This is a genomic window from Brevibacterium sp. VCM10 (genome assembly GCF_000583215.1).
In the GTDB taxonomy this organism is placed as follows: domain Bacteria; phylum Actinomycetota; class Actinomycetes; order Actinomycetales; family Brevibacteriaceae; genus Brevibacterium; species Brevibacterium linens.
In genome coordinates this window covers 58,975-72,626 of the sequence record NZ_JAJB01000014.1, presented here as the reverse complement: position 1 = coordinate 72,626, position 13,652 = coordinate 58,975, and the positions used below count along the sequence as shown (strand labels likewise).

10 protein-coding genes are annotated in these 13,652 nt (G+C 67.4%); 5 read left to right on the top strand and 5 right to left on the bottom strand.

What is annotated here, in order from left to right:
* Nucleotides 1-11: 11 nt before the first annotated feature.
* Nucleotides 12-1,331: a beta-ketoacyl-[acyl-carrier-protein] synthase family protein gene (locus tag AD89_RS0103605; RefSeq protein WP_051505021.1), complete on the bottom strand. Its 1,320-nt coding sequence runs from the start codon at nucleotides 1,329-1,331 to the stop codon at nucleotides 12-14.
* Nucleotides 1,328-2,878, bottom strand: coding sequence for a class I adenylate-forming enzyme family protein (locus AD89_RS0103600; protein ID WP_025777241.1), 1,551 nt, complete (start codon nucleotides 2,876-2,878; stop codon nucleotides 1,328-1,330). The genes AD89_RS0103605 and AD89_RS0103600 overlap by 4 nt, the downstream gene beginning before the upstream one ends.
* A gap of 225 nt (nucleotides 2,879-3,103) precedes the next feature.
* On the opposite strand from AD89_RS0103600, the gene AD89_RS0103595 reads away from it, so the two are divergent.
* Nucleotides 3,104-4,579: an inorganic phosphate transporter gene (locus tag AD89_RS0103595; protein WP_035319814.1), complete on the top strand. Its 1,476-nt coding sequence runs from the start codon at nucleotides 3,104-3,106 to the stop codon at nucleotides 4,577-4,579.
* Between the two features lie 104 nt (nucleotides 4,580-4,683).
* Here AD89_RS0103595 and AD89_RS0103590 read toward each other — a convergent pair whose 3' ends face one another.
* From AD89_RS0103590 to AD89_RS0103580, 3 genes are all read right to left on the bottom strand, one after another.
* Nucleotides 4,684-6,078, bottom strand: a complete 1,395-nt coding sequence (locus AD89_RS0103590) for an NAD-dependent succinate-semialdehyde dehydrogenase (RefSeq protein ID WP_025777239.1) — start codon at nucleotides 6,076-6,078, stop codon at nucleotides 4,684-4,686.
* Nucleotides 6,079-6,451: 373 nt separating this feature from the next.
* The gene (locus AD89_RS0103585; protein WP_025777238.1) at nucleotides 6,452-8,890 is read right to left on the bottom strand and encodes a transketolase-like TK C-terminal-containing protein; all 2,439 of its coding nucleotides are present in this window, start codon (nucleotides 8,888-8,890) and stop codon (nucleotides 6,452-6,454) included.
* Between the two features lie 55 nt (nucleotides 8,891-8,945).
* Nucleotides 8,946-9,962, bottom strand: a complete 1,017-nt coding sequence (locus tag AD89_RS0103580) for a 1-aminocyclopropane-1-carboxylate deaminase (protein ID WP_025777237.1) — start codon at nucleotides 9,960-9,962, stop codon at nucleotides 8,946-8,948.
* Nucleotides 9,963-10,157: 195 nt separating this feature from the next.
* Here AD89_RS0103580 and AD89_RS0103575 point away from each other — a divergent pair, with 195 nt between their 5' ends.
* From AD89_RS0103575 to AD89_RS0103560, 4 genes are all read left to right on the top strand, one after another.
* Nucleotides 10,158-10,817, top strand: coding sequence for a GntR family transcriptional regulator (locus AD89_RS0103575; RefSeq protein ID WP_025777236.1), 660 nt, complete (start codon nucleotides 10,158-10,160; stop codon nucleotides 10,815-10,817).
* 142 nt (nucleotides 10,818-10,959) lie between these two features.
* The gene (locus tag AD89_RS0103570) at nucleotides 10,960-12,030 is read left to right on the top strand and encodes an alpha/beta hydrolase family esterase (RefSeq protein ID WP_035319778.1); all 1,071 of its coding nucleotides are present in this window, start codon (nucleotides 10,960-10,962) and stop codon (nucleotides 12,028-12,030) included.
* Nucleotides 12,031-12,114: 84 nt separating this feature from the next.
* On the top strand, nucleotides 12,115-12,828 hold the full coding sequence (locus tag AD89_RS0103565; protein WP_025777234.1) for a FadR/GntR family transcriptional regulator: 714 nt from the start codon (nucleotides 12,115-12,117) through the stop codon (nucleotides 12,826-12,828).
* Entirely contained in the window at nucleotides 12,825-13,646 is an 822-nt protein-coding gene (locus AD89_RS0103560) for a creatininase family protein (RefSeq protein ID WP_025777233.1), read from the top strand. Before AD89_RS0103565 ends, AD89_RS0103560 begins: the two co-directional genes overlap by 4 nt.
* Nucleotides 13,647-13,652: the final 6 nt, after the last annotated feature.

Below are 13,652 nucleotides of genomic sequence, written 5' to 3'. Positions count from 1 at the left end.
GTTCGCCTGTTCTACAGGGCGTCAGCCCGACGCAGAATGATCGCCCCGTTGTGCCCGCCGAATCCGAACGACGTCGACAGCAGGGTGTCGACGACCACCTCGGCGAGATCCTGCCCACCACTCATGTCACGGGCGTGACCTGCGACGATATCCCATTCGGGGAACTCATTGTCAACGAGGTTGACCGTCGGGGGCAGCGTCTGATCCCGCAGCGTCAGAGTCGCGATGATCGCCTCGACGACCCCCGATGCGCCGAGAAGGTGCCCCGTCGTCGACTTCGTGGCCGAGATCGGGATCGTCCGTCCGACCTCCCCCAGGGCTGCGTCGAAGGCGGCGAGTTCGGCTCGGTCGCCGGCCGGTGTGCCCGTCGCGTGGGCGTTGATGTGGTCGATATCGCCGGGTTCCAGCCCTGCGTCGCTCACAGCCTGGACCACCGCCGAGGCGGCTCCACGTCCGCCCGGATGCGGATTCGTCGGGTGGTGGGCATCGCTGGCGGCGCCGAATCCGGCAAGCTCGGCCAGCGGCGTCGCCCCACGTGAGGCCGCCGAGTCGGCGGATTCGAGGAGGATCGCGGCCGCACCCTGGCTCATGACGAAGCCGTTGCGGCCCCTGTCGAACGGGCGGCTGGCAGTAGTCGGATCGCCTTCGTATCCGGCCGCGAGCGCGCGCATGTTCGCATTCGAGGCGAGATTGACCGGACCGAGGCAGTCCTCCATGCCGACGACGAGCACGGCGTCGGCGTAGCCGTGGCGGATGCGCCGCATCGCCTCGCCGAGGCCGATCACCCCGGAGGCGCATGTCGCCGAGACTCCCTGACCGGGACCGCGCAGATCGAAGCGTTGGCTGATCAGCGCGGCCGCGGAATCCGGTGCTCCGTGGATGGCGAGGGTCAGCGGCACGGATCTGGGACCATCCGCGTCGAGGCTGCGCGTGGCCTCCTGCATGGCGTCGACGGGCCCGGAGCCGGTGGCCGCGATCACGGCCGTGCGGTCACGGTCCCAGGGCAGGTCCTCGGCCGCCGACTCGATGCCGCCTGCGCGCAGCGCCTGGTCGGCCGCGGCGATCGCCCAGTGCTGGACGGGGCTGAGCCGGCGGGCGAGCGCCCGGGGCAGAACCTCCTCGGCGTCGAAGTCCGTGATCTGCCCGCCGATCCGCACCGCCAGGTCATCGAACCGCTCACCTGCGAGGACGTCGATGGCGCTGGTGCCGGTGCGCACGGATTCCCAGAGGGTCTCTGGGTCCTGACCGCTCGGGGTGATGGCGCCGAGTCCGGTGATGACGACGTCGCGCACGCCGTCCGTCCGGTGCCGATTGCTCCGGGAGGCGTTCACAGCCGCTGTGCCTTTCCGCTCATGACCAGGTCAACGGTTTCATGGCGTCGAATCTTCCCGCCGACGGTCCGCGGCAGCCGGTCGAGTACGTAGAACCGCCTAGGCACGAACTGCGGGGCCAGCTTCGCCCGGGCATGGTCGAGCAGTGCTGCTTTGTCGGGCGCGCCCGAATCGGGGGTCCCGCCCTCGGAGCCGCGGCCCGCGGAGGCCGGTTCGATGACGAGGGCGACGATGTTGCCGAGGCTGTCGTCGGGCAGTGCGATCGCGCAGACCTCGCTGTCGAATTCTTCGAAGGCTCGTTCGACTTCGGGCAGGGACACCTTGTGTCCTCCGGTGATCGCGATGTCACCGGCCCGTCCGGCGAGCTGGAGGAGTCCGTTTTCGATCCGCCCCTGGTCACCGACCGTGGCCCAGCCGTCGGGGCGTCGCAGCTGAGCGTCGGTGGTGCCGATGACATAGCCGTCCGAACAGGCTGCAGCGTGGATCCAGACCGTGCCGATCTCTCCGTCGGGCAGGCGGACGCCGGATTCGTCGCGGACCTCGACGTCGATGGTGTCGTAGATCGAGATCCAGGTGCCGTCTCCATCGCGGCTGTCGCCGATGAACCCGATCTCGGCGGCACCGTAGTAGCTGATGAGCCGGGCGTCGGGGAGGACCTCGGCGAGGGCCGAGCGGATGGATGCCGGCAGGTTCGCTCCCCCGGTGACGACGAGGTCGAGACCGAGGAAGTTCTCCGGTGTTCGGCGGGCCGCCTCGGCGAGGGCCTTGACCACGGCGGGCACGGCGACGACCCGGGTGATGGCTTCGTCGGCGATGCGCGAGCCCATGGTGAACGGGTCGAAATCGTCGGCGACGTGGACGCTGCCGCCGGTGGCCAGGCTTTCGACGACGGCGTAGAGGGTGAGGCTGTAGGACACGGGGCCAGGCGCCAGAGTGGCCACCCCGGGGACGGGTTCGAGGTGGGCCGAGGACACGGCGACGTTGTCGCGGTACTGCTGCCGGGTCTTGATGAAGGCCTTCGGGTTGCTCGTCGTGCCGGAGGAGAAGAGCATGAGGAACGGCTCGTCGGGCTCGCGGACGCTCGGCGAGGCGGTGTCGGCGGGATCAATGGCGGCTTCGCGGGCCTGGAAGTCGGCGGCGGTGATGACGGTTCCGGTCCAGCCGGCGGCGGCGAGCGCCTCGGCGAGGTGGGTCGAGTCGCTGATGACAAGCCCGATGCCGGTGGTCGTGATGACTCCGACCTGGTGGCTCAGCGGCCAGCGGGGATCGATCGTGGCCGAGACCGCGCGGAAGCCCGCGAGGCCGGCGATGATGCGGGAGGTCTCGAACGCCGAGGTGAGGCTGACAGCCGTGATCGGGATGCCGTGGGTCTCGGGAGCCGGAATCGGCGAGTCGGACTGGGCATGGTGGAGAGCGTCGACGGCGGCGAACATCGTCTGCGAGCTCTCGGCGAGCTGCGAGTAGGTCAGCTGTCCGTCACCACCGACGATGGCAAGCCGATCGGGGTCGACGCCGGCGACCTCGAGGATCGTCGCGGTGATCGGCATGCTTCCCTCCGCAGTCTCGCTTCACGGCCGTCCGTCCGAGCCGCCTGGCACCAGTATAGGAGCCGGTCGACTCCGCCAATTGAGCGGCTGTACGCGTCCACGTCGATCGTGCTTCATCACCCGGTCATCTGCAGCGCCGAGGATGACTGCTGGCGGACGCCGTCCGACTTCTCCTGGGCACGGACCCGCGCACACCCCTCCCGCACCCGCACACAGGAACACACGATGACGACCGACACCCTCGCACATTCCTCCCCTCGATTGACGCCCCGACCACGCTTCCTCGGCCCCGACCGCTGGTGGCACATCTGCTTCGGCCTCATGCTGGCGGCGACCCTGGTCTCGTTCACGCTGTGGTCGTTCGACCTCGTCGGAGCCGGGTCCAACCGGCTCGTCCTCATCACGACGATCGTCTTCGGCACGTTCATGGCCTTCAACATCGGCGGCAACGACGTGGCGAACTCCTTCGGCACCTCGGTGGGCGCCGGAACGCTGAGCATGAAGCAGGCGCTTATGGTCGCCGCAGTCTTCGAGGTCAGCGGTGCCGTCCTCGCCGGCGGTGAGGTCACCGACACCGTCCGCAGCGGCATCGTCGGTGCCGCCCTCACCTCGGGATTCGTCACCGGCACAGGTGGGTTCGGGATGGTCCAGTGGGGCGGGATCGGCACGATCGCGATCTCCTGGGTGCTCTCCCCTGCGCTGGGCGGCGCAGTCGCCTTCGTGCTCTTCGGCGCGATCAGACGACACATCCTCGTCTACAACGATGAAGCCGATGCGAAGCTGCGCGAGATCAAGACCGCGAAGGCGGAGCTGCGACAGGAACACAAGAAGGCCTTCGAACGCCTCGACGAGATCCAGCAGATCTCCTACACCAATGCGATGACCAGGGACGCCGTCCTCATCAACGAACCCGACTATGACCCCGACGAACTCGAATCGGACTACTTCCGCCGCATGGCGGCCATCGAGACCGAGCGCTCGGGGCTGAACTCCCACCGCGCGCTCGAGACCTGGGTGCCGCTGCTGGCGGCGTTCGGCTCGATCGTCATCTCATCGATGCTGCTGTTCAAGGGGCTGAAGAACCTCGAACTCGGCATCAGCTCCGTCGGCAACTTCCTCATCATGGCGATGATCGGCGCGGGCGTGTGGATAGCGGTCTTCATCTTCACGAAGACGCTGAAGAAGCAGACACTGTCACGATCGACCTTCCTCCTCTTCTCATGGATGCAGGTCTTCACGGCATCGGCGTTCGCGTTCAGCCATGGCAGCAATGACATCGCCAATGCGATCGGCCCGTTCGCGGCGATCCTCGACGTGTTGCGGACGAACGAGATCAATGCCGAGGCCGGGGTGCCCGCCGCCGCCATGATCACCTGCGGCATCGCCCTCGTCGCGGGCCTGTGGTTCATCGGCCGCAATGTCATCAGGACGGTCGGCACGGGGCTGACGAAGATCCATCCTGCCTCGGGCTTCGCCGCCGAACTCTCCGCCGCGGGTGTCGTCATGGCCGCCTCGGTGCTCGGACTTCCGGTGTCGAGCACACACATCCTCATCGGCGCCATCCTCGGTGTCGGGCTCGTCAACCGCGCCGCGAACTGGAATCTCATGAAGCCGATCGCCCTCGCCTGGGTGATCACGCTGCCCGCCGCCGAAGCCATCGGGGCGATCGGACTCGTGTCCCTGCGCGCGATCTTCGGCTGAGCCGCCCCCGCACCATTGCGCGAGAAACGGGCTGAGTGTCGAAAAACGCATGCGCACACACGTTTCTCGACACTCAGCCCGCTTCTCGACGACTGCCGGGGGCGTCAGTCAGCCACGTAGTACATGCGCTTGTTGACGAATTCGTCCATGCCGTAGGGGCCGAGCTCGCGGCCGAAGCCCGAGCGCTTGGTGCCGCCGAACGGGATCTCCGCGCCCTCACCGGCCGGGGTGTTGACGTTCGACATGCCGACGTCGAGGCGCTGAGCCAGCTTCGCGGCACGCTCGGAATCCTTGGCGAACACGGCGCCGCCGAGGCCGAAGCGCGAGTCATTGGCCAGGGCCAGTGCCTCGTCATCGCTGCTGACCTTGTAGACGGTGGCCACAGGTCCGAAGAGCTCTTCGCGGTAGGCGTCCATCTCCGAGGTGACTCCGGTGAGCACGGCCGGCGAGACATAGGCCGAACCGTCGGTGGCGAGCTCGCCGCCGACGAGGGTCGCGCCCTGCTCGACGGCGCGGTCGAGCTGCTTGCGCAGGTTCTCGGCGGCCGAACGCGAGGACAGGGGCGAGTACTTGCCGTCGCCCGCCTCGGCGGGGGTGCCCTTCTCCCAGGACTGTGCCCGTTCGGTCAGACCGGACACGAAGTCGTCGTAGATGTCGTCCATGACGATCATCCGCTTGTTCGCGTTGCAGACCTGACCGGTGTTGTACAGGCGGGTGCCCCACGCGGTGTCGACGGCCTCGTTCATGTCATCGGTGTCGAGGACGATGTACGGGTCGGATCCGCCGAGCTCGAGAACGGCCTTCTTCAGGTACTTGCCCGCGGTCGCGGCCACGGCGGATCCGGCGCGCTCGGAACCGGTCAGGGACACGCCTTCGACGCGGTCGTCGGCGATGATCGTCTCGATCTGCTCATGGGTGGCGTAGATGTTGTTGTACACGCCTTCGGGGATGCCGGCTTCCTTCATGAGCTCGGCGATCTTCGCCGAGGAGCGGGGGCAGATCTCCGCGTGCTTGAGGATGATCGTGTTGCCGAGCACGAGGTTCGGTGCGGCGAAGCGAGCGACCTGGTAGTAGGGGAAGTTCCAGGGCATGATACCCAGCAGCGGGCCGACGGGGCGACGCTGGATGAAGGCCTTGCCGCCCGACATCGATTCGATCGGCTCATCGGCGGCGAACTTCGGTCCGTTGTTCGCATAGTAGTTGAAGATCTCTTCGCAGAACTCGGCCTCTTCCTCACCTTCGGCGGTGGGCTTGCCCATCTCCTCGGCGATGATCTCCGCGAGCTCGGCCTTGCGCTCTCCGAAGAGAGCGGCAACCTTGTTGACGATCGCGGCGCGTTCCTCGATCGTCTTCTCGCGCCAGCTCAGGTAGCCCTTGTGTGCGGATTCGAGGACCTGTTGGACCTCTTCGTCGGTGGCATTGTCGAACTTCTCGACGACCTCGCCCGTGGCCGGGTTCTCGACACGGTAACCGCCTGCAGCACTGCCTACGTTGCTCATTCCAGACTCCTTCGACTTCGGGCACCTGTTGGCGCCGTTTAAGCAATCGCATACCTGTTCGCCGTCGGAATCGACGGATTGCGTATGCCTGTCTCACACGCTATCAACACGTGACCCGCGCAACAAGTGCCGGAACCTGGGGGAATCATCAGTGCCGGATCGACCCCGACCCACTCGCCGAGGCGGTGCGGATTCCGAATCAATCACGACGAAATCCGAAACGTCCTCGACGTTGATCGAACAGCCGCCTCGGCACGCTCACGGATCAGCCGCCTCGGTGTGGGGATCTGCTCCGGTACGAGGTGCCGGACCCGTTCGCCCACCAGCGGCAGACCTCACCAGGCGCGGCAGACCTCACCAGGCGCAGCAGACCTCACCGCCCCACGAGGTCGAGCGCCGCAGAGACGATCGAGTCCGTGTCGATTCCGTGGAGCGCATGAGCCTGACCCACCGAGGAGGCCTGACCGAATTCCGTGACGCCGAGGTTGCGGGTGCGATCCCCGCGCACTCCGGCGAGGAAGGCCAGCGTGTGTGGGTGCCCGTCGAGGACGGTCACCAGGGGCGCGGGATGCGCGGCCGGGAACAGTTCGTCGGCGATGGCCGATCGGCGGCTCTGCCCCACCCGTCCCCGCTCCTGCACGGAGCGGAAGACCTTCGACGCCGAGCTGAGGCAGACGACTCCGGCCCGCACGCCCAGGGACTCCAGTCGGCCCGCAGCCGTGATGACCTCGGTCATGATCGCGCCGGCGCCGACGAGCGTGACCTCGTCCTCGGCAGCGGGACGGGCCGAGAGCCGGTAGCCTCCGGCGATGACCTGTTCGCGGCGGCGTTCGCGCAGCAGCGGATCTTCGGGCACTGCGGCGAGCTCCTGGGCCACCGGCCTGGTGGTCAGGCGGAAGTACGCCGAATCCCCGTGCGGGTCGGCGAGTTCGCGCAGCGCCTCGAGCAGGGTCCATTCGAGGTCCTGGGCGAAGGCCGGCTCCCAGCTCGTCAGCCCGGGGATCTCCAGAGTCACCGAGGGCGTGTTGAACGACTGGTGCGCCCCGCCCTCGGGCGCGAGCGTGACTCCAGACGGCGTGCCGACCATGATCGAGCGCCCACCGGCGTAGAGGCTGAACGTCCACGGTTCGAGGGCGCGGTTGATGAACGGATCGTAGATCGTCGCGATCGGCAGCAGCGGCTGTCCCCACCGGCTCCCGGTCGTCCCGAGCTCACCGGCCAGGGAGACGAGGTTGACCTCGGCGATGCCCATCTCGATGTGCTGACCGCGCGAGCCCTCCTGCCATTTGAGGACTCGCTCCCGGTCATCGGAGAACCAGTCCTCCCGCCCGGCCGGGGACCAGATCCCGGTCTTGTTGATCCACCCGCCGAGGTTGGTCGACGTGGCCACGTCCGGTGAGACGGTGACGACGCGGCGGGCCACCTCGGGGGCGACGTGCTTGAGGTCGGAGAGGAACCGACCCAGCGTGGCCTGGGTGGAGATCGTCGGCCGCGGGGAGAAGCCCAGCTCAGCGGGCACCTCGGCGACGGTGTGGGTCTCATGGTCCTCGCGGCGCAGGCGCTCGGCGGTCTGGGCGCAGAGCCTCCCGGCCGGGGTGTCGGGATCGAAGCGGACCCACGGATCGTCGAGGTCCATCCCCGAGGCGGCCGCGAGGTCGCGCATCTGTGCCTCGGTGAGCTGGGCGGCGTGGTTGCCCGGGTGGCCCTCGGTGGCGAGCCCCTTGCCCTTGATCGTGTACGCGAAGACGACCGTGGGTCGGTCGTCGTCGATGGCCTCGAAGGCCTCGACGAGCTGCCCGAGATCGTGTCCGCCGAGGTCGCGGATGAGGGAGGCGATCTCATCGGGTGAGAACGGGTCGATGACCGAGCGCAGCGCCGTGGCCGCGGACTCGGCGAGGCCGGCGAGGAGGCGGTCGTGGACCTCGGTGGGGTGAGCGCGCAGGAGCCGCTGGTATTCGGGGTTGGGCATCGAGACGAGCCGATCTTTGAGCGCCTGCCCGCCCGGGGCGGCGAAGACGGCCTCGAGGCGGCGCCCCCACGGGCAGGTGAGGACCTGCCAGCCGGCGGCGGCGAACATGCCCTGGAGGCGTTTGATCTGGACGTCGGGGATGACCCGGTCGAGGGACTGCCGGTTGAGGTCGACGATCCACACGATCTCGCCGAGGGTGCGCACCTCGGGGTCGATGATGGCCTCCCATACCGCGCCTTCGTCCATCTCGGCATCCCCGAGCAGCGAATAGAAGCGCCCGGCCCGTGGGGTGTCGGGGAACCGGTCGGAGACGTAGCGGTGGGACAGTGCGGCCCAGATCGGGGCGGTCGCGCCAATGCCCACCGACCCCGTGGAGAAGTCGACGGTGTCGGGGTCCTTCGTCCGGGAGGGGTAGGGCTGGAGTCCTCCGCGGCTGCGCAGCGTGTCCAGATGGTGTTCGGCGAGATCGCCGAGGAGGTAGTTGATCGCGTGGAGGACCGGTGAGGCGTGGGGCTTGACCGAGACCCTGTCGATCGAGCGCAGGCGGGCGAACCACAGGGCGGTCATGATGCCCGCCATCGAGGCCGAGGACGACTGGTGGCCGCCGACCTTGACCCCATCGGGGTTCTCCCGCCCCCGATTGGCCCGGTCGATGATCGACGTGGCCAGCCAGAGCACGCGCTGGGCGATCTCGTCGAGGACCCGGTCCTCCCCCGAGGCCGAGGCCCGCAGCGGTCTGTCGTTCGTGCCGGGCGGGCTGACCTGGATCGAGGTCTCGAACTGGTGGCGATCCTGCTCGTGGTCGCCGTCGTGCGGGGGCTGAGATCCGTGTGCGGTCGTCATCTCATCGATCCTTCCTCAAGGGGGTGGTTGCGTCGTGGGATGGGCGTCGTCGTGATCAGAAGATCGAGGAGTAGGCGTTGAGGGCCAGCTGCCCGCCGAGGTGGGCATAGAGGACCGTCGAATCCGATCCGATCGTGCCATCAGCAACGAGGTCGAGAAGCCCGGCCATCGACTTGCCTTCGTAGACGGGGTCGAGGATGACGCCTTCGAGCTGGGCGGTGGTGCGGATCGCCTCGACGGTCGAATCGTCGGGGATGCCGTAGGCGGGTCCTTCCCAACCCGAGCGGATGTCGACTTCGTCGGCGGTGATCTCACGGCCGAGGCCGATGAGGTCGGCAGTGGTGTTCGCGATCCTCTTCACCTGATCGCGGGTCTTCTCGATCGTGGCCGATGCGTCGATGCCGATGACCTTGCGCTTGGGTCCTCCGGCGGCTTCGAGGGCGGCGAATCCGGCGATCATTCCGGCATGCGTCGACCCGGTCACGGTGCACACGACGATGGTGTCGAAGAAGACGCCGAGCTGCTTCTCCTGTTCGGCGACCTCATAGGCCCAGTTCGCGAAGCCCAGTCCGCCGAACTTGTGTTCGGAGGCGCCGGCCGGGATCGGGTAGGGCCTGCCGCCGGACTCTTCGACCTCGTGCAGTGCGTTCTCCCAGCTCGAGCGGATGCCGATGTCGAATCCGGCGGAGTCGAGGCGGACGTCGGCTCCCATGATGCGCGAGAGCTCGATATTGCCGACCTTGTCGTTGACCGGGTCCTCCCAGTCGACCCAGCGCTCCTGCACGAGGCGCGCCTTCAGTCCCAGGTGGGCAGCGACCGCGGCGACCTGGCGGGTGTGGTTGGACTGGTAGCCGCCGATGGACACGAGCGTGTCCGCCCCCGAGGCGAGGATGTCGGGGACGATGTACTCGAGTTTGCGGGTCTTGTTGCCGCCGAAGGCGAGTCCCGAATTGACGTCCTCGCGTTTGGCCCAGACCCTGGCCCCGCCGAGGTGGTCGCTCAGTCGCGGGAGTTCGTGAACGGGGCTCGGCCCGAAGGTGAGTGGGTAGCGTTCGAAATCGGTGATGGCCATGATGTCCTCTGTTCTCAGAAGCGTTCGCTTCGGGGCGATCGCTCTCTCGCGCGATGTGTCCTGGATCGCATCCAGTGAGATGCAATATATTGCATTCTGCTGATGGTTACAATGGGTCAGAGTTCGAGTCCCATCCCGCGGGACGAGACCACCAACTCAGAGACGACCACCCACTCAGAGACAAGGTGACCGAGCGTGCCGATCCCCACGGATTCCCCCGCCCCGCAGCGCAGCCTGCTGCGCGATGACGTCTATCGGTCGATCCGCGACGCCATCGTCCGCGGCCAGCTCGCCCCGGGGGAACAGCTGCGCGATCAGGAGCTCGGCGCCTGGCTCCAAGTGTCCAGAACTCCCGTGCGCGAGGCGCTCCAACGTTTGGCGCAGGCCGGGCTCGTCGTGGCAGAGCCGGGCCGGATGACGCGCGTGGCCCCTGAGGATCCGGAGCGCATCCTCGCGGCCCGGCAGATCGCCGCTGAACTCCACGGTCTGGCGATCGACCTCGCCTTCCCAACTCTCGACGAGGCAGCTCTGAATGAGATGGGGCAGGCGAACGATCGTTTGAGTGCGGCCCTCGCAGCCGGCGACGCCGAGGCGGCGATCGCCGCCGATGATGACTTCCACGAAGTGGCCCTCACCCGATCCTCCAACCCCCTCATTCCCGATCACCTCGAGGTCGTCACCGCCACTCTGCGCCGAGCGGAGTTCCTGCACTTCGAATCGGTGAAGGGATCGGCCTCACCGGAGCAGCACACCGAGATCATCGCCGCCGTCCGCGCCGGCGAGCATGCGCAGGCCGTCGCCCTGACGAAGGCGAACTGGTCAACCATCGAAGGGGATTCGCCGCAGACGGCCTGAGTCGAACACCTTCCGACTGCGGATCCCGAATCGGCAACACCACTGCTCCTCGACGACGCCACCGTCATAGCCAATTCATTTAGTCATCTGATGACTTGTGCTAGAGTCCTCACCACGATCACCGAAGATCAAAGGACTGACGATGTCATCAATGACGAAACGCATCACAACCACCCTGCTCGCGACCGCCGCGAGCGCTGCTCTGCTGACGGGCACAGTTGCGACCCCAGGAATGGCCGCCACCGCACAGACCGCACCCGCGCATTCTGCCGCCGCTCACACCACCGGCAAGAAGGCATCGACGATACCGGCCGCCCCCTCGGCCGGCTGCGGCACCGAACAGAAGCCCGGCAACGACGAGATGACGATCTCCACGGCAGACGGGGAGCGCAGCTACCGGATCAACATTCCCCGCGACTACGAGATCGCGACTCCCCTGCCGCTCGTCCTCGGGTTCCACGGCAACGGTTCCGACGGTGCCGAATTCCAGAACTACACGGGGCTGCCGACCCTGCCCGCGATCACCGTGTTCCCGGACGGCGACCTCAATGACGGCAAACGCTCATGGCAGGGAGCCCCGTACGCCAGCGGTGCCGATGACGTCGCGTTCGTCGCCGATCTGCTCGATTCGATCGAATCCGAGCACTGCATCGACCTCAATCGGGTCTATGCCACCGGCAAGTCGAACGGCGGCGGATTCGTCTCCGTCCTCGCTTGTCACCTGCGCGATCGCTTCTCCGCATTCGCTCCCGTCGCCGGTGCCTACTATCCGCAGTCGACACAGGGCTGCGATTATTCGACGCCGACGCCGATGCTCGCGATCCACGGCACGGGTGACGCCACGATGCACTACGAGGGAGGTCACCGCCAAGGCGAGGACTACCCCGGTGTACGCGAATGGATCCAGCCCTGGGCGGGGGCCTCCGGCTGCACGAAGTCCGCTGACCGCCAGGTCGGCCGCAAGGGCGAAGATGTCGTGCGCACCCAGTGGGCACAGTGCAGCGAAGGAAAAGAAGGCGGCCGCTCACCCGGCAAGCCCGGCGGATCTGCCGCCGTCGAGCTCTACTCCGTCGCCGACGGCGGCCACGTCTGGCCAGGTGAGGTCGTCTACAGCGGCGGCGGATACGTCACGAAGGACTTCTCGGCCACCGACACCGTCTGGGAGTTCTTCCGCAGCCATCCGGGCGCAACGCATGGGCCCACCCAGAACTGACCGACCAGGGCCACCTCAAGAGTGACCGTTGACACACTCTGACCCAAAGTGATTAGATGACTTAAACACTTGAAGGAGAGCACCATGACGTCCACCGTCGGACTCGTCGAACGCCTCACTCGCGACATCGTCGACACCATCCGCACCGAAAACCTCCAACCCGGGCAGACCCTGCCCTCGGCCAAGGTCCTCGCCGCACGCTTCGAGGTCACCGTGCCCACCGTCCGAGAGGCCCTGCGCCGACTCGAAGCCACGGGCTCGGTCGAACTCAAGCACGGCTCGGGCACCTACGTCCGCGAAGCGATCAACCGCCGCATCCTCGACAACCCGCACTATGTGCCCGTCGACCTCGCAGCGGCCATCGAACTCCTCGATGCCCGCATCGCCATCGAACCCGGCATCGCCGAGCTCGCAGCGACGGTCCAGGCGGCGGATGCCGTGGCTTCCATGGAGTCCGCGCTCGACAATGCCCTCCAGGTCGAGACCGCGGTTCCGGCCGGTCACTTCCACGTCGAACTCGCTCGCGCTTCGGGCAACCGCGCTCTGCACGAGATGCTGGTGTCCCTACTGGCCATCCATTCGCGGACCCAGCAGGCGGCACGCACGAGCTACGACCGCCTGCGCGACCACGACGAACACGCGGACATCCTCGATGCGATCCGTCGCGGCGACGGCTTCGAAGCCTCCCACCGCACCCGCAAGCACCTCGAGGCGATCAAGACCGCCGTCCTCGCCGACTGGACCGACGACACCATCAAGGACGGCAGTGCCGACACCATCGCAGGACCCCAGCGATGAGCCGCCCGGTGATCTCCGAGATCCGCCCGCGTATCCGCGACTACGCCGAACTCACCTCGCTGGAGGTCGAACTCGCAAAGGACCGAAACAGCTTGCTCGTCCTTCCCGTCGGCGCCTGCGAACAGCACGGGGACGGACTTCCCCTGGGCACCGACACCATCCGCGCCGCTCACGTCGCCCGCGCCGTCGTCGACCGGCTCCGCGACAGCGCCGACGGCGGTCGGGTTCGGGCGGGCAGCGCCTTCGTCCTCCCGAGCATCGACTACGGCGTCTCCCCGCACCACCGGTTCCTGCCCGGCACGATCAACATCGGCCCGCAGCTGTTCATCGACCTCGTCTCATCCATCGTGCACCAGCTCGCCGATGCCGGATTCGACAGACTCCTCGTCATCACCGGCCACGGCGGCAACCTCGCCGCGCTCGGCGTGGTCCAGCAGTCGCTGCTGTCCACCCACCCCGACTTCGTCTTCGCCTACGCCCCGGTCTCCCCTCTGGCCACCGAGGCGACCGCCGCACTTGCCCGCACCGAGGTCAGCGGCCACTGCGGAGAGTCCGAGACCTCACAGATGCTCGCCATCGACGAATCCCTCGTCGACTCGGGCCACCTCAACCCCGGCGCCACCCGGCTCGACGATCTCGACCCGCGCGCCCGGCTCTCGCGAACGAAGTCACCGTCAACCGCGGTGACATTCGACCGCTACGCCGACAACGGCGTCCTCGGCGATCCACGCACCGCCACGGCCGCAGCCGGGGAGGACATCCTCGGCGAGGTCATCGACCGACTCGTCGCCTACTGTCAGGAGCTGCAGAAACTGTGACACCTG

What these genes read in the sequence shown, in the direction of transcription:
- AD89_RS0103560 (WP_025777233.1), top strand. Translation starts at nt 12,825, where the DNA reads ATGAGCCGCCCGGTGATCTCCGAGATCCGCCCGCGTATCCGCGACTAC.
- AD89_RS0103600 (WP_025777241.1), bottom strand. Translation starts at nt 2,878, where the DNA reads ATGCCGATCACCGCGACGATCCTCGAGGTCGCCGGCGTCGACCCCGAT.
- AD89_RS0103570 (WP_035319778.1), top strand. Translation starts at nt 10,960, where the DNA reads ATGTCATCAATGACGAAACGCATCACAACCACCCTGCTCGCGACCGCC.
- AD89_RS0103565 (WP_025777234.1), top strand. Translation starts at nt 12,115, where the DNA reads ATGACGTCCACCGTCGGACTCGTCGAACGCCTCACTCGCGACATCGTC.
- AD89_RS0103580 (WP_025777237.1), bottom strand. Translation starts at nt 9,962, where the DNA reads ATGGCCATCACCGATTTCGAACGCTACCCACTCACCTTCGGGCCGAGC.
- AD89_RS0103595 (WP_035319814.1), top strand. Translation starts at nt 3,104, where the DNA reads ATGACGACCGACACCCTCGCACATTCCTCCCCTCGATTGACGCCCCGA.
- AD89_RS0103585 (WP_025777238.1), bottom strand. Translation starts at nt 8,890, where the DNA reads ATGACGACCGCACACGGATCTCAGCCCCCGCACGACGGCGACCACGAG.
- AD89_RS0103590 (WP_025777239.1), bottom strand. Translation starts at nt 6,078, where the DNA reads ATGAGCAACGTAGGCAGTGCTGCAGGCGGTTACCGTGTCGAGAACCCG.